This window comes from Paracoccus sp. 22332 (assembly GCF_052045125.1).
Taxonomy (GTDB): Bacteria; Pseudomonadota; Alphaproteobacteria; order Rhodobacterales; family Rhodobacteraceae; genus Paracoccus; species Paracoccus haematequi_A.
Genome location: NZ_JBQEOI010000015.1, coordinates 20,927 through 41,219, shown reverse-complemented (window position 1 = coordinate 41,219; position 20,293 = coordinate 20,927). Strand labels below are relative to the sequence as shown.

Sequence of the window (20,293 nt, the reverse complement as noted above, 5' to 3'; positions counted from 1 at the left end):
ACCGATGCCTTATGAATGGCAGGATACGGCCCCGGATCGCTCCGGGGCCTTGTCATATCGGCTGCGGCTGTGGCCTTATCGGTCGCTGCCGCGCACGGGGTTCGTCTGGTTCATCGGCTTGACGGCCGCCTTCATGGCGCTGCCTGTGGTGGCGATGCTGGGCACCGCCGTGCTGTGGGGGCTGCTGCCCTTCGTGCTGCTGGTGATCGGCGGCGTCTGGTATGCGATCCAGCGCAGCTATGCCCAGGCCGACATGGCCGAGGAACTGGTCTTGGACCGAAAGTCCGTCCGCGTGTCGCGCCGCGATCCCGGCGGCGCGCTGCGGGAATGGACGACCAACAGCTATTGGCTGCGGCCTGCCCTGCGCAAGGGGCCGGTCGAATCCTACCTGACTCTGACCGACGGCCAGAGAGAGATCGAACTGGGCGCCTTCCTCACGCCCGAGGAACGCCGCAGCCTTTATGACGACCTGACACGGCGGCTGGCCAGCCTGCGCTGATCAGTCCTTTTTCGTCACATGCTCGGGCTTGCCCTTGCGCTTGGTCTCGGCGAAATCCTCAAGCTGGCTTTCGGACATGCTGTCATACATGTCCTTGGACGCGCCTTTCAGATCCTTGACCTTGGTGTCGCCGCGCTTGGCGGACAGGGCGGCGCCTGCGGCTTTCTGCTGGGCTTTCGATTTGGCGGGCATGGCTGTTACCTCCTGCCCGCCGGAACGCATGGCGGCCGCTTCAGTTCAGCAGCCGCGCCTTGACCATCGGCCCGACGGCGCCGAAATCCATCTGCCCGGCGTGGCGGTCGCGCAGTTCCGCCATCACGCGCCCCATGTCGCGGATGCCCGTCGCGCCAAGCGCGGCGATGGCGGCGTCGATGGCGGCGGCGGTTTCGGCCTCGGTCAGTTGCCGGGGCAGGAATTCCTGGATGACGCCGATCTCGGATTCTTCCTTCTGGGCCAGTTCCAGCCGCCCCCCTTCTTCGTAGGCCTTGGCCGATTCCTGGCGCTGCTTGACCATCTTCGACAGGATCGCGATCAGGTCGGCATCGTTCAACGTGCCGTCGCCATCGCCCGTGCGGGCGGCGATTTCGCGGTCCTTGATGGCGGCGCCGATCAGGCGCAGCGTGGACAGGCGCGCGCTGTCCTTGGCCTTCATGGCGTCCTTGGTGGCGGCTTGCAGCCTGGCTCGCAGGTCCATCGGTATCTCCTGGTCGCGAAAGCCTGCGATCTAGGCCAGTGGGCGCGGCAAATCAAGGCGGGCTGTGTTCTTGACCTTGCCCGCCCGTCCCCCTATTCACCGCCTGATTCAGACAAAGGGTGCCGCCATGGCCAACAAACCGACCGCCTGCCTTGCGCTTGCCGACGGGACAGTCTTCTACGGCCAGGGCTTCGGCGCCCCCGGAGAGGTCGTGGCCGAGCTGGTCTTCAACACCGCGATGACCGGCTATCAAGAGATCATGACCGATCCCAGCTATGCCAGCCAGATCGTCACCTTCACCTTCCCCCATATCGGCAACACCGGCATCACCCCCGAGGACGACGAGGCCCCCGATCCCGTCGCCAGCGGCATCGTGGTCCGCTGGGATCCGACAGATCCGTCGAACTGGCGCGCGGCGGGCGACCTGCCCGGCTGGATGGCCCGGCGCGGCCGCATCGGCATCGGCGGGGTCGACACTCGCCGCCTGACCCGCGCGATCCGCCAGCAGGGCGCGCCGCATGTGGTGCTGGCCCATGACCCGGACGGCAATTTCGACATCGCGGCGATGGTCGCCCGCGCCCGGGCCTGGACCGGCATCGTCGGCCTGGACCTGGCCAAGAATGTCACCTGCCGCCAAAGCTATCGCTGGGACCAGGGGGCCTGGGAATGGTCCAAGGGCTTCGGCACGGCGTCCGAGGATAAGCCCTTCAAGGTCGTGGCCCTGGATTATGGCGCGAAACGCAACATCCTGCGGTCACTGGTGGCTTACGGTGCCGACGTGACCGTCCTGCCCGCCACCGCCACGGCTGATGAGGTGCTGGCCCACGACCCCGAGGGGGTTTTCCTGTCGAACGGCCCCGGCGACCCCGAGGCGACGGGTGCCTATGCCGTGCCGATGATCCAGAGCCTGCTGGACCGCGACCTGCCGATCTTCGGTATCTGCCTGGGCCACCAGATGCTGGCCCTGGCGCTTGGCGCAAGGACGGTGAAGATGGGCCACGGCCATCACGGCGCGAACCATCCGGTGCGCGACACCGAAACCGGCAAGGTCGAGATCACCTCGATGAACCACGGCTTCGCGGTGGACAGCCAGACCCTGCCCCAAGGCGTGATCGAAACGCATGTCAGCCTGTTCGACGGCAGCAATTGCGGCATCCGGGTCCAGGACAAGCCGGTCTTCTCGGTGCAGTACCACCCCGAGGCCGCGCCGGGGCCGCAGGACAGCCTGTATCTGTTCCAGCGTTTCGCCGATGCCATGCGCGGCCGCAGGACAGGCGTCCAGGGGGCGGGGGCTTAACGTCTTCTTAACCGCTTTCATGGCACCCATGGGCGATCCAACAGGGAATCGCCCATGGTCAGTTCTCAACCAGTTGCCTTTGTTCCCGACGATGCAGCCCCCGCGCCGACCATGGCGCCGCGCCACCACGCGCCCCTGGGGCAGTTGCTGCTGGAAGACGGCGCCGTCGATCCCGGAAACCTGCTGAAGGCCACCGTGATGCGCGGGCGGCAAAGCAGCCGCCTGGGCCAGATCCTTCTGTCGCAAGGCTGGGTCACGCCCGAGGCGCTGCTGCGCGCGCTGTGCCGCCAGTGGCGGACCTCGGCGCTCGATCCCGCGCGGACGCCGGGCGATCCGCGCCTGATCGACGCCTTGGGCGCGGAATTCTGCCTGGCCAACGCCGTCCTGCCCTGGCGCCGCATCGGCGGCGTCACCTGGATCGCCACCGCCCGCCCCGAGCTTTTCGCCGACCTGATCCCCGGCCTGCCCGACAGCTTCGGCCAAGTGCGGATGCTGCTGTGCTCCGAGGACCAGGTGCAGGCGGCCGTCCTGGCCTCGCGCCGCATCGCCATGATCCGCAAGGCGGAAATGCGCGTGCCCGCCGCCGAATCCTGCCGGTCCCGGAACGAGGCGCGGACCGGCCGCATCGCCTTGGGCGCCATGGCGGCCCTGGCGCTTGGTCTGTGGCTGGTGCCGGTGGCGGTGCTGTCGGCGCTGACCCTGTGGGCCACGTTGTCGCTGGTCGCGCAAAGCGGTCTGAAGCTGGCGGCCCTGATCGCCAGCCGTCGCATCCAGGCCGAGGAGCGCGCCCAGGCCGAAGACCTGGCCCAGGGCCGTGCCGCGCGGGCGGAAATGACCGGGCCGCTGCCCGTGATCTCGGTCATGGTGCCGCTGTTTCGCGAAAGCGATGTCGCGGGCAAGCTGGTGGCGCGGCTGTCGCGCCTGGATTATCCGCGAGAGCTGATGGACATCCTGCTGGTGATCGAAGCCAGCGACCAGGTGACCCGCAACGCCCTGCAAGGCGCCCGCCTGCCCGGCTGGATCCGCGTGGTCGAGGTGCCGAACGGTCCCGTGCAGACGAAACCGCGCGCCCTGAACTATGCGCTGAACTTCTGCCGGGGCGCGATCATCGGCGTCTGGGATGCCGAGGACCGGCCCGATCCCGACCAGTTGCACACCGTCGCGCGCCGCTTCCACTTTGCCGCCGCCGACGTGGCCTGCCTGCAAGGCGCGCTGGATTACTATAACCCGCGCACCAACTGGCTGGCGCGCTGCTTCACCATCGAATACGCGGCCTGGTTCCGGGTGATCCTGCCCGGTGTCGCACGGCTGGGCCTGGTCGTACCCCTGGGCGGTACCACGCTGTTCTTCCGCCGCGACGCGCTGGAACAGGTCGGCGCCTGGGACGCCTGGAACGTGACCGAGGACGCCGACCTGGGCGTGCGCTTGGCCCGGCGCGGCTGGCGGACTGAGATCATCGACACCACCACGGATGAAGAGGCGAATTGCCGCGCCCTACCCTGGATCAAGCAGCGGTCCCGCTGGTTGAAAGGCTACGCGATGACCTGGGGCGTCCATATGCGCAGCCCCCGCCTGCTGTGGCGCGAACTTGGCGCGTGGCGCTTCATCGGCTTCCAGATTCAGTTCCTGGGCAGCCTGTCGCAATACCTGCTGGCCCCGGTCCTGTGGAGCTTCTGGCTGCTGAGCCTGGGCCTGCCGCATCCGCTGCGCGAGCCGCTGGCGGGAGTCTGGGGCGGCTATGCGATCCCGGCGCTGTTCGGGACTTTCGTCGCGTCCGAACTGCTGTCCATCGGTGTCGGCATGTGGGCCGTGCGGGCGGACAAGCATCGCCACCTGATGGCTTGGGTACCCAGCCTGCACCTGTATTTCCCGCTGGGCTGCCTGGCCGGGTGGAAGGCCATCTACGAGGTCGTGGTCAAGCCCTTCTACTGGGACAAGACCGCGCATGGCATCTATGACGCCGCCGATACGGGGGTGCCCGAGGGGACCGTCTCGATCCCCCTGCTGGGCCAGATCGGCGACCCGGCCCCCGCTGCCCGGCCCGCCGCGCCCATCGTGGATATCGCCGCGCCGCCTGCCGTGCCGATCCGCAAAACCGCCTGACCCTGGCGGCCTGCCCCGGCAGGCCGCCGCCTGTCAGCCCGCCTCGACCGGCAGGGCCGCGTCGATCAGGGAGGCGGCCTCGGCGCAGCGGTCGCGCAGCCGCCGGGCCAGGTCGTCCACGCCGGTCGCGCCGCTTTCCCGCAGCAGGAATTCCTGCCCGCCAAGCCCGATCTCCTCCATGTCCAGCGGCTTCGTGGTCAGCAGCCGCCCCGAGGCGTGAAGCCGCCACAGGAACCGCCAGATCGACCCCAGCCGATCCGCGTCCGCCGCAGCGATCAGCCCCGCCCGCCGCCCCGCGCGCAGTTGCGCCAGCGTCCCCCGCGCCGGGTCGCCCGCACGCAACGCCAGCGATTGCGCCAGCAGGTCGATGTCCTGCAACCGCCCCGGCCCCACCTTGGCCTCCCACGCGCCATCCAGCGGACGGGCGGCGAAGATGCGTTCGCGCATGTCCGCCAGATCGGGCATCACGCGCGGGTCGCGGCCGCGGCTGCGCAAAACCTCCAGCCGCAGCGCCTCGACATCATGGGCCAGCCCCTCGGCCCCGTCGCCCGCCCAGGCCGCGACACGGGCGCGGGTCAGGGCCAGATGCTCCCAGGTCCAGGCCTCGGTCATCTGATAGCTCTCGAAGCTCTGGATGGCGGTCGCGACCGGGCCTTGCCGCCCCGACGGGCGCAGCCGCATGTCGACCTCGTAGAGCCGCCCTTCGGCCGTGGGGGCCGACACGGCGGTGATCATCGCCTGGGTCAGCCGTGCGTAATAGGGGCGCGCCGCCAGCGGGCGCGGCCCATCCGAGGATTCGGCCCCCGCCGCGTCATAGATCACGATCAGATCCAGGTCGGATCCCGCGTTCAGGGTGCGCGCGCCCAGCGAGCCCATGCCCAGCACCACCGCCCCACGTCCCGGCGGCGCGCCATGCTTGCGGGCGAAATCGGCGGCGGTGACGGGAAACAGCGCGCCCAGGCAGGCATCGGCGATGTCGGCATACTGGACGGCGGCCTCGTCCGCGTCGATCAGCCCGCGCAGGTGGTGGACGCCGACGCGGAAATGCCATTCATGCGCCCAGCGGCGGGCATTGTCCAAGGCGGCCTCGTATCCGCCGCCCGGCCCGCTCAGCGCCGATTGCAGCAGCCGGTCGGCATCGGCGCGCAGCCCCGCCGCCCCCGGCCAGGGGGAAAAGAAGCTGCCCCCCAGCACCGCGTCCAGCACCGCCGAATGGCGCGCCAGATAGGCGGCAAGGCCCGGCGCGCTGCCGCAGATGTCGACCAGCAGGTCGACCAGTTGGGGATTGGCCTCGAACAGGGAAAAGATCTGCACGCCCGCAGGCAGCGCCGACAGGAAGGCGTCGAAGCGCGACAGCGCCTCGTTCGGGTGGCCGGTGCGGGCCATGCGCGACAGCAGTTCCGGTTCGACACGGCGGAAGATCTGCTGCGCGCGGGCAGACCGCAGCGCGGGATAGGTCTGCCAGCGGTCGATGATCGCCTGCGATTCCGCCGAGATCGCGGGCCGCGCCGCCGTCTCTGCGGGCGCGAAGAAGCTTTCGGTCAGGTCGTGGACATCGTCCAGCCGCGCGCGCAGCCGGGCAGACCAGGCATCCGCGTCGGCATCGCCCATCATCGCCGCGATCAGCGCCACCCCGGCTGGATCACGCGGCAGGCAATGGGTCTGGGCGTCGTTGACCATCTGGATGCGGTGTTCGATGTCGCGATGCTCGCGATAGTGATCGGTCAGCTGCCGCGCCACCTCCGCCGGGATCCACCCCTTGTCCGCAAGGGCCGCCAGCCCGCCCACGGTGTCGCGTTGGCGCAAGCCGGGGTCGCGGCCGCCCGCGATCAGCTGGCGGGTCTGGGTGAAGAACTCGATCTCGCGGATGCCGCCGCGCCCCAGTTTCATGTTGTGGCCGGGAATCTCCAGCCGCCCGCCCAGGCCCTTGTGGTCGCGGATCCGCAGCCGCATGTCGTGGGCGTCCTGGATCGCGGCGAAGTCCAGGTGCTTGCGCCAGACAAAGGGCCGCAATTCGCGCAGGAAGCGTTCCCCGGCGGCGATGTCGCCCGCAGCCGCCCGCGCCTTGATGAAGGCGGCGCGTTCCCAGGTCCGTCCCTCGGCCTCGTAATAGGCCAGGGCGGCGGCGGTCGAGATGCAGACCGGAGTCACCGCCGCATCGGGCCGCAACCGCAGGTCGGTGCGGAAGACATAGCCGTGCTCGGTCACGTCCGACAGCATCGTGGCCATCTTGCGCGTGGCCCGGATCAGCGCGGCCCGCGCCTCTTGCTGGTCGGCCTCGGCATAGGCGGCCTCATTGAACAGCACGATCAGGTCGATGTCGGAACTGTAGTTCAGCTCGCGCGCGCCGCCCTTGCCCATCGCCAGGGCGAAGATGCCGCCCGCATCGGCATCGGTGTCGGGCAGCTTGCCCCGGCGGCGTTCCTGGGCGACATGGACCCGCAGCGCCAGGTCGACGGCCCGGTCCGCCAGATCGGACAGCGTGCCCGTCACCTGTTCCAGCGGCCAGACGCCGCCCAGGTCGGCCAGCGCGGTCAACAGCGCGACGCGTCGCTTGGCCCGGCGCAGGGCCACCGCCAGATCATCGGCGGACAGATCCTCGAACCCCGCCGTCTCTTGCGCGACCACGTCGTCATGGTTCAGCGCGCCGGGCAGCCAGTCGGCCTCTTTCGCCAGCAGCCCGGCCAGATAGGGGCTGCATCCGGCGGCACCGCCGATCAGGTCCGACAGGGCCGGATCCTGGGACGGGAACAGGGCAAGCACATGCCGCGCCCGGTCGGGGTCGGCGGCGATGGGGCGGCGGGTGATGCGGGCTGCGAAATCCATGCGCGGCAGACTAGCCCAAGGCCCTTCGCCGTCAACGCCCAGTTCGGCGCCCAGTTCGGCGCCCAGTTCGGCGCCCAGTTCGGCGCCCAGTTCGGCGCCCAGTTCGGCGCCCAGTTCGGCGCCCAGTTCGGCGCCCAGTTCGGCGGGCCGCTCAAGCTTTAACCCTTTCCCCGCTTGGCGGGTGGTGCAATCATTGTTAGGCTTTCGCGCAGTCGACAGGTTGGAAACACGGATCCTTTTTGGCGCATGATCAGTTCTGGAACGACAATCCGCCGTAAGGGCCTGCGCTGATGCGTCATACCCTGCCCCATGCGCCGCAATTCTATGTGACGGCTCCGCAGCCCTGCCCCTATCTGCATGGCCGCGCCGAACGCAAGCTGTTCACCGCGCTGCATGGCGACAACGCGGCCGAGCTGAACAACGCCCTGTCGCGCCAGGGTTTCCGGCGGTCGCAGAACGTGCTGTACCGGCCCAGTTGCGAAAGCTGCGTGGCCTGCATGTCGGCGCGGATCCGGGTCGCGGATTTCCAGCCCTCGCGCACGCAGCGGCGGCTGATGCGGCGCAATGCCGGGCTGAAGCGGCTGGCGACAAGCGCCTGGGCGACCGAAGAACAGTTCGACCTGTTCCGCCGCTATCTGGACAGCCGCCATGCCGATGGCGGAATGGCCGACATGGACATCTTCGAATTCGCCGCCATGATCGAGGAGACGCCGGTCAAGACCCGCGTGATCGAATACCGATGCGGCGGGGACGATCCCGAACGGCTGGCGCCCGGCGACGACTTCCTGGCCGCCGTCTGCCTGACCGACGTGCTGGATGACGGGCTGAGCCTTGTCTACAGCTTCTACCACCCGATCCTGCAACCGGCCAGCCTAGGCACCTATCTGATCCTGGATCATATCGAGATCGCGCGGGCCGCCAAACTGCCCTATATCTATCTGGGCTATTGGGTGCCGGGCAGCCGCAAGATGGACTACAAGGCGCGCTTTTCCGCGTTGGAGATCTACAAGGGCGGGGTCTGGCAGAATATCGGCGACCCCCAGGATCATTCGAACGAAGCCCATCCCCTGTCCGTGGATCCGATCGTCGAACAGGTCGCGCGCATCGCCCTGCCGCAATTCGATCGCTGATCCGCGAAAGAAAATTACAATTTTTGCGCGATACGCGTCATTTTATCCGCGCGACCCCATTGACCCTGTCCGGCCGCCTCCATAGTTTGCGCCGACTCGCGGACGGTTTGCGCCGCCGGGTCTTGATGTGATGGAGGAAGGCATGTCCCGAATGATGACGGGTGCAAGAATGGTTGTCGAAGCCTTGCGCGATCAGGGCGTCGATACGGTATTCGGCTATCCGGGCGGGGCGGTACTACCCATCTATGACGAGATTTTCCAGCAGAACGACATCACCCACGTCCTGGTGCGCCATGAACAGGGCGCGGTCCACATGGCCGAAGGCTATGCCCGGTCAACGGGCAAGCCGGGGGTCGTGCTGGTCACGTCCGGGCCAGGGGCCACGAATGCCGTCACCGGATTGACCGACGCGCTGCTGGATTCGATCCCGCTGGTCGTGCTGTCGGGCCAGGTTCCGACCTTCATGATCGGCACCGACGGCTTCCAGGAGGCCGATACGGTCGGCATCACCCGCCCCTGCACCAAGCACAACTGGCTGGTCAAGGACACCGACAAGCTGTCCGAGACGATCCACAAGGCCTTCCAGGTCGCCACCTCGGGGCGGCCGGGACCGGTGCTGGTCGACATTCCGAAGGACGTGCAGTTCGCCAGCGGCGCCTATGTCGGGCCGAAACAGGTCGAGCCCGCCCGCTATCAGCCGGCCCGCAAGGGCGACATCCAGGCCATCACGCGGCTGGTCGAGCTGATGGAGGGGGCCGAACGCCCGATCCTCTATACCGGCGGCGGGGTCATCAACTCGGGTCCGGGCGCCAGCCAGCTTTTGCGCGAACTGGCCGAGGCGACCGGCTTTCCCGTCACCTCGACCCTGATGGGGCTGGGCGCCTATCCGGCCTCGGGGAAGAACTGGCTGGGGATGCTGGGGATGCACGGCCTCTACGAGGCGAACCTGGCGATGCACGGCTGCGACCTGATGATCAACATCGGCGCGCGCTTCGACGACCGCATCACCGGGCGCGTGGCCGATTTCAGCCCGCATTCGGTCAAGGCGCATATCGACATCGACCCGTCCAGCATCAACAAGGTGATCCGGGTCGACATCCCCATCGTCGGCGATGTGGGGCACGTCCTGGAGGATCTGCTGAAGGTCTGGAAATCGCGCGGCCGCAAGGTCAACAGCCCGGCCCTGCGCCAGTGGTGGGCGCAGATCGAGGGCTGGAAGGCCAAGAAATGCCTTGCCTATCGCAACAGCGATTCGCTGATCAAGCCGCAATACGCCCTGGAACGGCTGGAGGCGCTGACCAAAGGCCGCGACCGCTATGTCACGACCGAGGTCGGCCAGCACCAGATGTGGGCGGCGCAATACCTGCATTTCGACCAGCCGAATCGCTGGATGACCTCGGGCGGGCTGGGGACCATGGGCTATGGGCTGCCTGCCAGCATCGGCGTGCAGATGGCCCATCCCGAGGCCCTGGTGATCAACGTCGCGGGCGATGCCAGCTGGCTGATGAACATGCAGGAAATGGGCACTGCGGTGCAGTTCCGCCTGCCGGTCAAGCAGTTCATCCTGAACAACGAACGGCTGGGCATGGTGCGGCAATGGCAGCAGCTGCTGCATGGCGAACGCTACAGCCAGTCCTGGTCGGACAGCCTGCCCGATTTCGTCAAGTTGGCCGAGGCATTCGGCTGCAAGGGCGCGGTGGTCAAGGATCCCGCGGATCTGGACGCGGCGATCCAGCAGATGCTGGATTACGACGGCCCGTTCATCCTGGATGTCCTGGTCGAGAAGCACGAGAACTGCTTCCCGATGATCCCCTCGGGCAAGCCGCATAACGAGATGCTGCTGGGCGAGGCCGCGACGCTGGGCGTGATCGAATCGGAAGGCGCGGTGCTGGTCTGAGACTGTCGCGTGGGGGCTTTGCCCCTGCCTGCCGACTGGGCGGCAGGCGTTCGTCGCTGAAAAAGGTCCAGTGGACCTTTTTCCGGGCGCTTCTCACCCCCAGGATATTTCTGCACGGAAGATGAGGCAGACCAATGAATGCTTTGAACATCCAGAAGGGCGCGTCCAGCCATTCGGCCTATGATCTGCGCGATCCGAATTCCCAGGTCGAGGAAAGCCACACCCTGGCCGTGCTGGTCGAGAACGAGCCGGGCGTGCTGGCCCGCGTGATCGGGCTGTTTTCCGGGCGCGGCTACAATATCGACAGCCTGACGGTGGCCGAGGTGGATCATACCGGCCACCGATCCCGCATCACCTTGGTGACGCGCGGAACCCCCGCCGTGATCGCCCAGGTCAAGGCGCAGCTGGGCCGCATCGTCCCCGTCCACGAGGTCCACGACCTGACCGTGGAAGGCCCCGCTGTCGAACGGGAACTGGGGCTGTTCAAGGTGCGCGGCCAGGGCGAAAAGCGGGTCGAAGCGCTGCGGATCGCGGAAATCTTCCGCGCCAACGTGGTTGATTCGACGTTGGAGAGCTTTGTCTTCGAACTGGTGGGGACGCCGTCCAAGCTGGATGCCTTTGCCGACCTGATGCGGCCGTTGGGCCTGTCCGATCTGGCCCGGACCGGCGTCGCGGCCCTGTCGCGCGGCGTCTGAACGGGATCAGCCCGCGACGGCGGCCCTGAGAATCGGCTGGGCCGCCATCTGCTCTCTCGGCTCGGGGGTCGAGGAGACGATTCGCAGATGCGGCTCGGCCGGGGGCGTGTTGGCGCGGAGCATGTCGGGCAGATGCGCGAATTCCTGTTCTGACAGCATCGTGACACTGCGCGCATGGCGCAAGGCGCCGAGGACTTCGCTTTCCAGTTCGACCAGATCGCCAGGCTGCGGCCAGCAGGCCGTCCGCGTCAGGTTTTCACGTCCTTGCAGATAGGCCAGAGCCGCGTGATCCTCGCACCAGATCACGGCCTTTTCACGTTCTGCACTGCTCCAGACAACAACGCCGATCATTCCGACACTCCACACGGATGCCGTGGCATCGCGTCAACGTGATCAAATTTAATTGCACTTTATGTGCATGGTAATTGCGACAAAAGCAAAATTCCGCCGGTTGAGCAGCTTTTTTTCGGAAAAGTTCGGCTGCTTTCCGCCGCACGCGGTCCCGGCGTGCCGAATTTTCAACAAGGTGCTGTTTTTTCGCCAGCATTTCATCGGTTTTTCGGCAATGAAATGCGGGGCTTCGGACAACCCTGGGGTTAACGCGGCGTAAACTGTGGCATTTCCGCCGCAACTTTTGGTTGATATGTCGCGATCAACGAATTCGGCCGCTTTGAACATCGGCGACCGCGCGCCTGACCTGGGCCAGACGGGCCGCGCGCGGGGGGTGGGTGCCCAGGATATGGTCGCCCGGATCGGGGATTCGCTCGAAGAACAGCGATCCGTTGATCGGGTCGAAGCCCGCGTTAAGCGTCATGATGGCGCCTAGATAATCCGCCTGAAGTTCCCAATCCCGCGAGTAATAGCGCGACCCGACCGAGGCGCCGATTCGCTGCGCCGTTTCGATCGCCTCGGGGTTGTTGCCATAGACCGAGGCGATGCTGCCCAGAATCACCGCCCCCGCTGCCGCGGCGCCCGCCTTGCGATCCAGATGGTTCAGGATGTGGTGGCTGGCCTCGTGCCCGACGACGAAGGCGATCTCGTCGCCGTTGCGGGTCTGGGCGATCAGCGGCAGGGTAAAGCCGATGATCGGACGGCCGGTGGCGTCGATAGTCTGGAAGGCATTGGCCTCTTGCCCTGGACGGTCGTCAACCACGAACTGGAAATCGCAGTTGATCGGCTGGGTGCGCCGTTGCAGGCATTCGCGTTCAACGGCCGGTTCCATCCGGCGCATCACCGCCACGAACATGCGCGCGGCCGATTGCGGGCTGCCGTCATTCGTCAGGACCGGCGCGGATTGGGGCGCGCCATAGGGCCCGGTCGGAATGCTGACAGGATCCATCGGCAGGGGCGCACAGGCGGCCATGCCCAGAAGTCCTGCACCCAAGATCGCCGTGACCTGCTTCATCGCCTGCCCTTTGCCCCATCGCCGCGCCTTGGCCCGGCGCGGTCGTAACGTTTGCGTTCCCCGATCTTAGCCGGTCGTGAAAACCCGCGCAAACCCTGCCCGCTTGCCGATGGCGCCGCATCACGCGATTGTCGTCCCGAAACAAGGAGGCCCGCGATGTTCACCATCGAGCATGATTTCGACGCCACCGTCATCACCCTGATCGACGAGGCCGATCCCGATACCGGCCCGCTGAACGAGGATGTGGTGATCCTGTCCTTCGACGACCGCGTGGTGCTGGAACAGGTCGGCCCCGACGACGAAGTGGTGCGCATCACCCTGTCGATGCACCAGCTGGCCGAACTGCGCCTGGCCCTGAACCTGCCCGAGGGGAATTACCGCATCGACCGGGGCTGATCGACCCGGAACAGCTTGTCGCGCGAGGTGGCGCCGCGCAGCAGCGTCAGTTGCGACCGGGGCACGTCCAGGGCCTTGGACAGCAGCCGGATCACCGCGTCGTTCGCCTTGCCGTCCTCGGGGACCGTGGTGGTGTGGACACGCAGGCCATCCTCGGCCAAGGTGACGGCATTGCGCCGCGCGCGCGGCGTCACGCGCACGAACAGGGTGGCGCCGGGAACGGCCAGATGGCGCAGATCATCGCTCATGGCCGCAACATCCCGTCTGCCGCCACCCTTGGCAACCCTTGCTTGCGCGCCCCGCCCGTTTCGGGAAAAACAGCCGGAAAGGAGACCGCCATGACCCATCGCAACGATGCCGCCCTGGACTTTCTGGCGACGCGCCGGTCGCATCCGCCCAAGATGCTGCGCGAACCCGCCCCCGACCGGGCCGAGATCCTGCGCCTGCTGACCCTGGCCACGCGCGTTCCCGACCATGGCAAGCTGGAGCCCTGGCGCTTCGTGGTGCTGGAACGCGCCGCCCTGGATCGACTGGCGCCGGTGCTGCGCGACCAGGTGCTGGCCGCCGGCCAGGATCAGGCGGCGGCCGACAAGGCGGCCTCGGCCTTCGGCTCGCCGGTGATCGTGGCTGTGGTCTCGACGCCCGTCGCCAGCGACAAGGTGCCGGGCTGGGAACAGTTCCTGTCGGCGGGGGCGGTCTGCCTGGGGCTGGTGAATGCCGCGCTCGCCTCGGGCTGGGGGGCCGCCTGGCTGACCGGGCCTGCGGTGCTGGACGAGACCTTCGGGCGCAACCACCTGGGCCTGACCGACGGCGAACGGCTGGTGGGTCTGGTTCATCTGGGCAGCCGGGGGGACGCGCCGCCGGAACGCCCGCGCCCCGATGTCGCGGCCAAGACGCGCTGGCTGGAATGATCGTCTTTCGCGCCCTCGCCCTGGGCTGGCTGGACCTGCTGCGGCCGCGCATCCTGCGGCTGGCCCTGATGGGCCTCGCGCTGACCGTCCTGCTGTTCGTCGTCCTGCAATCGGCGCTGTTCTGGGCGGTCCGCAGCTTCGTGCCGGGCAGCCTGTCGCTGCCCTGGATCGGCACGCTGGAGGTCGGATCGGCGCTGTCCTGGGGATCGCTGGCGCTGTTCCCGCTGATGGGGTTCTTCCTGATGGCCCCCGTCGCCGCAGGCTTTTCGGGCCTGTTCGCCGACCATGTCGCCGACGCGGTCGAGGAGACGCACTATCCCGCCCGCAAGGGCGTCTCGCTGGATTTCCTGGACGGGCTGCTGGAATCGGTCGCGGTGATGCTGGCCGTCCTGGCGGTCGCGGTGCTGTCGCTGTTCCTGACGCCGGTCCTGGGCCCGCTGGCGCCGCTGCTGTTCTTCGGCGCGAACGGTTGGCTGCTGGGGCGCGAGTTCTTCCAAATGGCCGCCCGCCGCCACATGGATCAGGTTCAGGCCACGACCCTGCGCAAGGCGAATGCGGGCCGCGTGACGCTGGCGGGCGTCCTGGTCGCGGTGGCCCTGGTGATTCCCCTGGTCAATATCGCCGTGCCGCTGCTGGCGGCTGCGGCCTTCACGCATCTGTTCCACCTGATCAGCGAATCAGCCGGTCCAGATTCTCGATATCCGCGCGGGTGATCAGCCCGCCCAGGATCACATAGGCGATCGCGGCCCAGATGATCGCCGCGATCACCGTGGTCCAGATCAGCTTGCCCTTCAGCCGCAGATCGGCGGGCGCCCCCGCCGGGGTGCCCGGCACGATCTCGCCCGCATCCTGCTGGCTGCGCTGGCCGATCAGCACGACGATGAACAGCGTCAGGAACCACAGCACGGCGAACAGGACGATGCCCCCGGTCAGGTTCATCAGGACTGCTCCAGCTCGATCAGGCAGCCGTTGAAATCCTTGGGATGCAGGAACAGGACCGGCTTGCCGTGGGCGCCGATCTTGGGTTCGCCGCTGCCCAGGACGCGCGCGCCTTCGGATTTCAGGTGGTCGCGCGCGGCAAGGATGTCATCCACCTCGAAGCACATGTGATGGATGCCGCCGGACGGGTTCTTGTCCAGGAATCCCTGGATCGGGCTGTTCTCGCCCAGGGGATACAGCAGTTCGATCTTGGTGTTGGGCAATTCGATGAAGACCACCGTCACGCCATGGTCCGGTTCGTCCTGGGGCGCGCCGACCCTGGCGCCCAGGGTAGCGGCATATTGGGCGGATGCCGCAGCCAGGTCGGGAACCGCGATGGCCACATGGTTAAGACGTCCGATCATCCTGTCCTCCGGGTTTTGGGTGGTTCTAGGGCTTTCCGCGCGGCGGCGAAAGGAAAACCCAACGGCGTTAACCGCTTCTTAGCGAATCGGCGGCTAACTGGCAGGGCGACATCGGTAAGGGGTACATGACATGCAGAACGACATCGCGCCCGGCATCACCGACGCCTTGCCCATGTGGCGCGTCTCGATGCCCAACCGGCCGCTGACCGGCCTGACCGTTCTTGTGGTCGAAGATTCGCGTTTCGCCAGCGAGGCCGTGCGGCTACTGTGCCTGCGGTCAGGGGCGCGGATCCGGCGGGCCGACTGCCTGCGGTCGGCCGCGCGGCACTTGCAGACCTATCGTCCCGCTGTGGTGATCGTCGATCTGGGACTTCCTGACGGCAACGGCGCGGATCTGATCCGCCAGATCGCCGCGACCGAACCCCGTGTGCCGGTGCTGCTGGGCATCTCGGGCGATCCCGACCTTGCCGATGCCGCCCTGATGGCGGGGGCGGATGGTTTCCTGGCCAAGCCCATCGAAAACCTGGCGGTGTTCCAGCAGAACATCCTGTCGGCCCTGCCGGTCGAGGCGCGGGGCCTCGGCCTGCGCATCCTGCCGGATGAGGTGATCCAGCCCGATCCCTCGGGGCTGCGCGACGACCTGGCCCATGTCGCCGAAATCCTGTCCTCGGCGCAGGACACGGCCGCGGTCGACTATATCGCGCATTTCCTGGCGGGCATCGCCCGGTCATCCCACGACCCAGTGCTGGAGGCCGCCGCCGCCGCCTTGGCACGCGACCGCGATGCCGGCCATGCCCTGGCCACCGACCTGGCGCGGATCAGCGGCCTGGTCCAGGAACGGCTGGCCCGCGTCGCCGGAATGTGATCAGGGACCGTCGCTGCGGCCCGGCAGAACGCCCGCCGTCAGATCCGACAGGCTGGCATGCTGCCGGCCCCCGGCATCGAAGTTGCCCGGATCCAGCCAGGCGTCGTAAGCAGGCGCCAAGGCCGTCCAGTCGTCGTCGGTGATCGCGAACCAGGCCGAATCGCGGTTCTTGCCCTTGACGATCATGTGGTTGCGGAACGTGCCCTCATAGGAAAATCCCAACCGCAGGGCCGCGCGGCGAGAGGGCGCATTCAGCGCGTTGCATTTCCATTCGACCCGGCGATAGCCCCGTTCGAAGGCCCAGGCGATCATCGCCATCAGCGCCGCGCTGCCCGCCCGGCCTCGCTGCAAAGCGGGCGTCAGCAGGATATGCCCGATCTCGATCACGCCGTTCGGACGGTCGATGCGCAGGAACGCGGCATGGCCCGCAGCCCGCCCGGTGGCGGGATCGAGGATCGCCAGGAACAGCGGATCGGCCGAGGTCTCTGCCTGCGCGGTCCAGGCCCGATACTCCTGCGCATCGGCGAAGGGACCATAGGGCATATAGGTCCACAACCCGTCATGGCCGGCCTGCGCCCGGAACAGATCCTCGGCATGCAGTTCCGCCGACAGGGGCTGTAACAGGGCGCTGCGGATCGGCTGGTCCGCCGGGCCGGGCGGCGGCGTGAAATCGGCAAGATCGGGCTGGGGATGGTCGGGCATCGTTCCTCTTCCGGGCTGCGGTCACGCCAGAATGCGCGGATCGTCGCCCATGTCGAGGCCCGGAAAGGCGCCGCGTCCCAGACTCCCGCCAAGATGTCGAACACCTTGCCCAGAACCCAGGCGGCATGGGCAGGTCGATTACCGGCCCTTGCCGCACATGGCTGTCCTCGGCGGAATAGAGAGGCTGGCGAACCGCCTCTCTCGGCTTCGACGTTCCGCCGCGAACCCCGCCGCGCCCTACTCTTTGGGCAGGACGCGCAGGCGCAGGTCGCGCAGTTGTTCGTTGGTGGGTTCCGAAGGGGCGCCCATCATCAGATCCTCGGCCCGCTGGTTCATGGGGAACATGATGACCTGGCGGATGTTCACCTCGTCGGCCAGCAGCATCACGATCCGGTCGATGCCTGCGGCACATCCCCCGTGCGGCGGCGCGCCATAGCGGAAGGCCTTGACCATGCCGCCGAAACGCTTTTCGACCTCACTGGCCGGATAGCCCGCCAGTTCGAAGGCCTTGAACATGATCTCGGGCTTATGGTTGCGGATCGCGCCGGAGATCAGTTCATAGCCGTTGCAGGCGAGGTCGTATTGATAGCCCTTGACCTGCAAGGGGTCGCCCGACAGCGCCTCCAGCCCGCCCTGCGGCATGGAAAACGGGTTGTGGGAAAAGTCGATCTTGCCGTCGTCGGTCTTTTCATACATCGGGAAATCGACGATCCAGGCGAACTTGAACTGGTTTTCATCTGTCAGGCCCAGCTCTCGGCCGATCTCGTTGCGGGCGCGGCCCGCGACGGCCTCGAACTGTTCGGGCTTGCCGCCCAGGAAGAAGGCCGCATCGCCCTCGCCCAGGCCAAGCTGGATGCGGATCGCCTCGGTCGGCTCGTGGCCAAGGGCCTTGGCGATGGGACCGGCGGCTTCGGTCGACCCGTCCTCGGCCTTGCGCCAGAAGATATAGCCCATGCCCGGCAGGCCCTCGCGCTGCGCGAAGGCGTTCATGCGGTCGGCGAACTTGCGGCTGCCGCCGGTCGGCGCGGGGATGGCGCGGACCTCGGTTCCCTCCTGCTCCAGCAGCTTGGCGAAGATGCCGAAGCCCGAGCCGCGGAAATGGTCGCTGACCACCTGCATCTGGATCGGGTTGCGCAGGTCGGGCTTGTCGCTGCCGTATTTCAGCATCGATTCCGCGTAAGGAATGCGCGGCCAGTCGGCATCGACCGGGCGGCCGCCGCCGAATTCCTCGAACAGGCCCTGGATCACCGGCTGGATGGCGGCGAACACATCCTCTTGCTCGACAAAGGACATCTCCAGGTCAAGCTGGTAGAAGTCGGTCGGGCTGCGGTCGGCGCGGGGATCCTCGTCCCGGAAGCAGGGGGCGATCTGGAAATAGCGGTCGAAGCCCGCGACCATGATCAGCTGCTTGAACTGCTGCGGGGCCTGCGGCAGCGCGTAGAACTTGCCCGGATGCAGGCGCGAGGGCACCAGGAAGTCGCGCGCGCCTTCGGGCGAGGACGCGGTGATGATCGGCGTCTGGAATTCGGTGAAGCCCTGGTCCCACATGCGGTTGCGCAAGGACCGGATCACCTTGGAACGCAGCATGATGTTGTTGTGCAGGCTCTCGCGCCGCAGATCCAGGAAGCGATAGGCGAGGCGGGTTTCCTCGGGGTATTCCTGGTCGCCGAAGACCGGCAGCGGCAGTTCGTCCGCCGGACCCAGAACCTCCAGGTCGGTCGCATAGACCTCGATCTCTCCGGTGGGCAGCTTGGCGTTCACCAGGCTGGCGTCGCGCAGCTTCACGCGGCCGTCGATGCGGATCACGGTTTCCGCGCGCAGCTTGTCCATCGCGGCGAAGGCCGGGCTGTCGCTGTCGGCCAGCACCTGGGTCATGCCGTAATGATCGCGCAGGTCAACGAACAACACGCCGCCGTGATCGCGGACCCGGTGGACCCAGCCCGACAGGCGGACGGTTTCACCGGCATTCGCGGCGGTCAGATCGCCGCAGGTATGGCTGCGATAGGCGTGCATGGTCGTTCCCCGAATAATCCGCCCCGCATCAAGCGCGGCGGGGGCGGGAAGTCAACCTGTCTAGAACGGGCGCACCACGTTGCCGGTATAGAAATAGGCGCCCATGCCCACGGTGAACAGCACGTTCCCCGCCACCGCGTGCAGCAGCCAGGCCGCCGGAAAGCCATAGCGCAGATAGGCGCGGGCGAAGATCCAGCCGCCGACGAAGGTCATGACCGCCACGACCGCCGACCAGTACATCAGATGCGCGAAGGAGAAGATCCCGGCATTGATGGCGATGGCCCCCTGCCCCGCGGGCAGCAGCGCGCCATAGCGGTGGAAGAACAGCGGCCGGAAGATCAGCTCCTGCGGCAGGGCGGACAGCAGCGGATAGAACACCCAGATCAGCGGCAGCATCCCCGACCGCAGCATGGTGAACAGCCGTTCGGGATAGGTCACATACAGGATCGCCACCCCCGCCAGCAGGGTGACGGCCGACAGCGCCAGAACCTCCAGCAAGGGCACCCGGCGCCAGCCCCGGACCAGCGACCGGAAACCGAAGCCGCCGGTGCGCCACAGCAGGAACAGGCCCACCAGCGAGAATACGGCCAGCGCCTCGAACAGGTGACGGCCCGGCATGAACAGCGCAATCGCCAGCGGCGCCCCGATATAGAGCGCCGCGAACTCGATCCCCAGCCAGATCCGGGGTCTTACCGTGTCAGTCGTGTTTGCAACCATCGAACCCAATCCGCGCGTGTCCCGGCAAAGGCGTTGAGGTCGGTATTCCCGCGGATCCCCGGAACGATGCCGGTCCCGGTATATTGCCAGAAGGCCCAACGCTGGCCGGGATAGGGAACGCTGGGATGGTTCGCGACGGACCGCAGCCAGAATTCGGCGCGCATGTCGCCCAGCCGGTTGTCGCGATAGAAATCGACGGTCGTATAGATGATCGGCCGCTGGCCATAGTGACGGCCCACGATGTCCATGAAGATGGACGCCTGCTGCTTGATCTCCTGCGGAGAGGGGCGATAGGGGCAGGTCCGGGAATTGGTCCATTCCAGGTCGATGACCGGCGGCAGCGACCCGATCTCGCGCGGCACCTGGCGGATGAACCAGGCGGCCTGTTCCGCGCCCGAGCGGCAGAAATAGTAATAATGATAGGCGCCGCGCGGGATGCGCGCCTCGGCGGCCTCGCGCCAGTAGCGATGGAAGCTGGGGTCGTAATGGTCGCCTCCTTCGGTCGCCTTGATGAAGGCAAAGCTGATGCCCGCATTGCGGACGCGGTTCCAATCGATGTCGCCCTGCCAGCGGGACACGTCGATGCCGTGGACCGCATGGGCGTAGGGGTGGCGCCCGCCCCAGTCGTGGGGGGCGGAATCGCCCAGTTGCGGGTTGGCGCCGGGGCCGGGGGCGGGCCTGTATCCGCCGCGTTCGGGGGTGCGCGCGCAGGCCACCGCCAATACCACCATCAAGCCAAGCAATAGCCTAGAAAAAACCCTCATCCTGCCCTCGAATGCCGTCCTGAACCGGATCTTGTT

23 protein-coding genes are annotated in these 20,293 nt (G+C 67.2%); 11 read left to right on the top strand and 12 right to left on the bottom strand.

Annotated elements, in window-relative coordinates:
• Window positions 1-4 precede the first annotated feature (4 nt).
• Window positions 5-499 (top strand): DUF2244 domain-containing protein, encoded by a 495-nt coding sequence (locus ACTJI6_RS14785; protein WP_126152769.1) that lies wholly within the window; start codon window positions 5-7, stop codon window positions 497-499.
• On the opposite strand, the gene ACTJI6_RS14780 is transcribed toward ACTJI6_RS14785, so the two are convergent.
• Window positions 500-691 (bottom strand): DUF3008 family protein, encoded by a 192-nt coding sequence (locus tag ACTJI6_RS14780; protein ID WP_126152770.1) that lies wholly within the window; start codon window positions 689-691, stop codon window positions 500-502. It abuts the gene before it with no gap.
• Window positions 692-731: 40 nt separating this feature from the next.
• A complete protein-coding gene (locus ACTJI6_RS14775; RefSeq protein ID WP_126152771.1) occupies window positions 732-1,193 on the bottom strand; it encodes a GatB/YqeY domain-containing protein in 462 nt (153 codons plus the stop codon).
• 127 nt (window positions 1,194-1,320) lie between these two features.
• Here ACTJI6_RS14775 and carA point away from each other — a divergent pair, with 127 nt between their 5' ends.
• The gene (carA, locus tag ACTJI6_RS14770) at window positions 1,321-2,490 is read left to right on the top strand and encodes a glutamine-hydrolyzing carbamoyl-phosphate synthase small subunit (protein WP_440801758.1); all 1,170 of its coding nucleotides are present in this window, start codon (window positions 1,321-1,323) and stop codon (window positions 2,488-2,490) included.
• Window positions 2,491-2,544: 54 nt separating this feature from the next.
• The gene (locus ACTJI6_RS14765; RefSeq protein ID WP_440801757.1) at window positions 2,545-4,593 is read left to right on the top strand and encodes a glycosyltransferase; all 2,049 of its coding nucleotides are present in this window, start codon (window positions 2,545-2,547) and stop codon (window positions 4,591-4,593) included.
• A gap of 33 nt (window positions 4,594-4,626) precedes the next feature.
• Here ACTJI6_RS14765 and ACTJI6_RS14760 read toward each other — a convergent pair whose 3' ends face one another.
• Window positions 4,627-7,419: a glutamine-synthetase adenylyltransferase gene (locus ACTJI6_RS14760; protein WP_440801756.1), complete on the bottom strand. Its 2,793-nt coding sequence runs from the start codon at window positions 7,417-7,419 to the stop codon at window positions 4,627-4,629.
• Between ACTJI6_RS14760 and ACTJI6_RS14755 the strand changes: the two genes are divergently transcribed.
• The 4 genes from ACTJI6_RS14755 (at window position 7,357) to ilvN (ending at window position 11,141) form a co-directional block, all read left to right on the top strand.
• Window positions 7,357-7,581 carry a hypothetical protein gene (locus tag ACTJI6_RS14755; RefSeq protein WP_440801811.1) on the top strand — a complete coding sequence of 75 codons (225 nt, stop codon included), beginning with the start codon at window positions 7,357-7,359 and terminating at the stop codon, window positions 7,579-7,581. The genes ACTJI6_RS14760 and ACTJI6_RS14755 overlap by 63 nt on opposite strands.
• A 128-nt stretch (window positions 7,582-7,709) precedes the next feature.
• Entirely contained in the window at window positions 7,710-8,549 is an 840-nt protein-coding gene (locus ACTJI6_RS14750; protein WP_126152774.1) for an arginyltransferase, read from the top strand.
• 142 nt (window positions 8,550-8,691) lie between these two features.
• Window positions 8,692-10,446 (top strand): acetolactate synthase 3 large subunit, encoded by a 1,755-nt coding sequence (locus tag ACTJI6_RS14745; RefSeq protein ID WP_440801754.1) that lies wholly within the window; start codon window positions 8,692-8,694, stop codon window positions 10,444-10,446.
• 134 nt (window positions 10,447-10,580) lie between these two features.
• Window positions 10,581-11,141: an acetolactate synthase small subunit gene (gene ilvN / locus ACTJI6_RS14740; protein ID WP_126152776.1), complete on the top strand. Its 561-nt coding sequence runs from the start codon at window positions 10,581-10,583 to the stop codon at window positions 11,139-11,141.
• A 6-nt stretch (window positions 11,142-11,147) separates the two neighbouring features.
• Here ilvN and ACTJI6_RS14735 read toward each other — a convergent pair whose 3' ends face one another.
• Both ACTJI6_RS14735 and ACTJI6_RS14730 read right to left on the bottom strand, forming a co-directional pair.
• A complete protein-coding gene (locus tag ACTJI6_RS14735) occupies window positions 11,148-11,492 on the bottom strand; it encodes a hypothetical protein (RefSeq protein WP_126152777.1) in 345 nt (114 codons plus the stop codon).
• Window positions 11,493-11,793: 301 nt separating this feature from the next.
• Window positions 11,794-12,546: a M48 family metallopeptidase gene (locus ACTJI6_RS14730; protein WP_440801752.1), complete on the bottom strand. Its 753-nt coding sequence runs from the start codon at window positions 12,544-12,546 to the stop codon at window positions 11,794-11,796.
• A gap of 156 nt (window positions 12,547-12,702) precedes the next feature.
• Here ACTJI6_RS14730 and ACTJI6_RS14725 point away from each other — a divergent pair, with 156 nt between their 5' ends.
• Entirely contained in the window at window positions 12,703-12,942 is a 240-nt protein-coding gene (locus ACTJI6_RS14725; RefSeq protein ID WP_126152779.1) for a hypothetical protein, read from the top strand.
• On the opposite strand, the gene ACTJI6_RS14720 is transcribed toward ACTJI6_RS14725, so the two are convergent.
• Complete coding sequence (locus tag ACTJI6_RS14720; RefSeq protein ID WP_440801751.1) at window positions 12,921-13,190, bottom strand: DUF167 domain-containing protein; 270 nt, start codon at window positions 13,188-13,190, stop codon at window positions 12,921-12,923. The genes ACTJI6_RS14725 and ACTJI6_RS14720 overlap by 22 nt on opposite strands.
• A gap of 90 nt (window positions 13,191-13,280) precedes the next feature.
• On the opposite strand from ACTJI6_RS14720, the gene ACTJI6_RS14715 reads away from it, so the two are divergent.
• Both ACTJI6_RS14715 and ACTJI6_RS14710 read left to right on the top strand, forming a co-directional pair.
• A complete protein-coding gene (locus ACTJI6_RS14715) occupies window positions 13,281-13,853 on the top strand; it encodes a nitroreductase family protein (protein WP_440801749.1) in 573 nt (190 codons plus the stop codon).
• Window positions 13,850-14,566 carry an EI24 domain-containing protein gene (locus tag ACTJI6_RS14710; protein ID WP_440801747.1) on the top strand — a complete coding sequence of 239 codons (717 nt, stop codon included), beginning with the start codon at window positions 13,850-13,852 and terminating at the stop codon, window positions 14,564-14,566. Before ACTJI6_RS14715 ends, ACTJI6_RS14710 begins: the two co-directional genes overlap by 4 nt.
• Here ACTJI6_RS14710 and ACTJI6_RS14705 read toward each other — a convergent pair.
• Entirely contained in the window at window positions 14,523-14,792 is a 270-nt protein-coding gene (locus ACTJI6_RS14705) for a DUF1467 family protein (RefSeq protein WP_440801744.1), read from the bottom strand. The two genes, ACTJI6_RS14710 and ACTJI6_RS14705, sit on opposite strands and share 44 nt — an antisense overlap.
• Complete coding sequence (gene mce, locus ACTJI6_RS14700) at window positions 14,792-15,196, bottom strand: methylmalonyl-CoA epimerase (protein WP_440801743.1); 405 nt, start codon at window positions 15,194-15,196, stop codon at window positions 14,792-14,794. Before mce ends, ACTJI6_RS14705 begins: the two co-directional genes overlap by 1 nt.
• A gap of 130 nt (window positions 15,197-15,326) precedes the next feature.
• On the opposite strand from mce, the gene ACTJI6_RS14695 reads away from it, so the two are divergent.
• The gene (locus tag ACTJI6_RS14695; protein WP_440801741.1) at window positions 15,327-16,061 is read left to right on the top strand and encodes a response regulator; all 735 of its coding nucleotides are present in this window, start codon (window positions 15,327-15,329) and stop codon (window positions 16,059-16,061) included.
• On the opposite strand, the gene ACTJI6_RS14690 is transcribed toward ACTJI6_RS14695, so the two are convergent.
• The 4 genes from ACTJI6_RS14690 to ACTJI6_RS14675 all read right to left on the bottom strand — a co-directional run bounded on the left by ACTJI6_RS14690 (window position 16,062) and on the right by ACTJI6_RS14675 (window position 20,224).
• A complete protein-coding gene (locus ACTJI6_RS14690; protein WP_440801739.1) occupies window positions 16,062-16,763 on the bottom strand; it encodes a GNAT family N-acetyltransferase in 702 nt (233 codons plus the stop codon).
• Window positions 16,764-17,000: 237 nt separating this feature from the next.
• On the bottom strand, window positions 17,001-18,776 hold the full coding sequence (gene aspS, locus ACTJI6_RS14685; protein WP_440801737.1) for an aspartate--tRNA ligase: 1,776 nt from the start codon (window positions 18,774-18,776) through the stop codon (window positions 17,001-17,003).
• Between the two features lie 60 nt (window positions 18,777-18,836).
• Window positions 18,837-19,493 carry a CPBP family intramembrane glutamic endopeptidase gene (locus tag ACTJI6_RS14680; RefSeq protein ID WP_126152786.1) on the bottom strand — a complete coding sequence of 219 codons (657 nt, stop codon included), beginning with the start codon at window positions 19,491-19,493 and terminating at the stop codon, window positions 18,837-18,839.
• Window positions 19,466-20,224 (bottom strand): glycoside hydrolase family 25 protein, encoded by a 759-nt coding sequence (locus tag ACTJI6_RS14675; protein WP_440801734.1) that lies wholly within the window; start codon window positions 20,222-20,224, stop codon window positions 19,466-19,468. The genes ACTJI6_RS14680 and ACTJI6_RS14675 overlap by 28 nt, the downstream gene beginning before the upstream one ends.
• Window positions 20,225-20,293 lie beyond the last annotated feature (69 nt).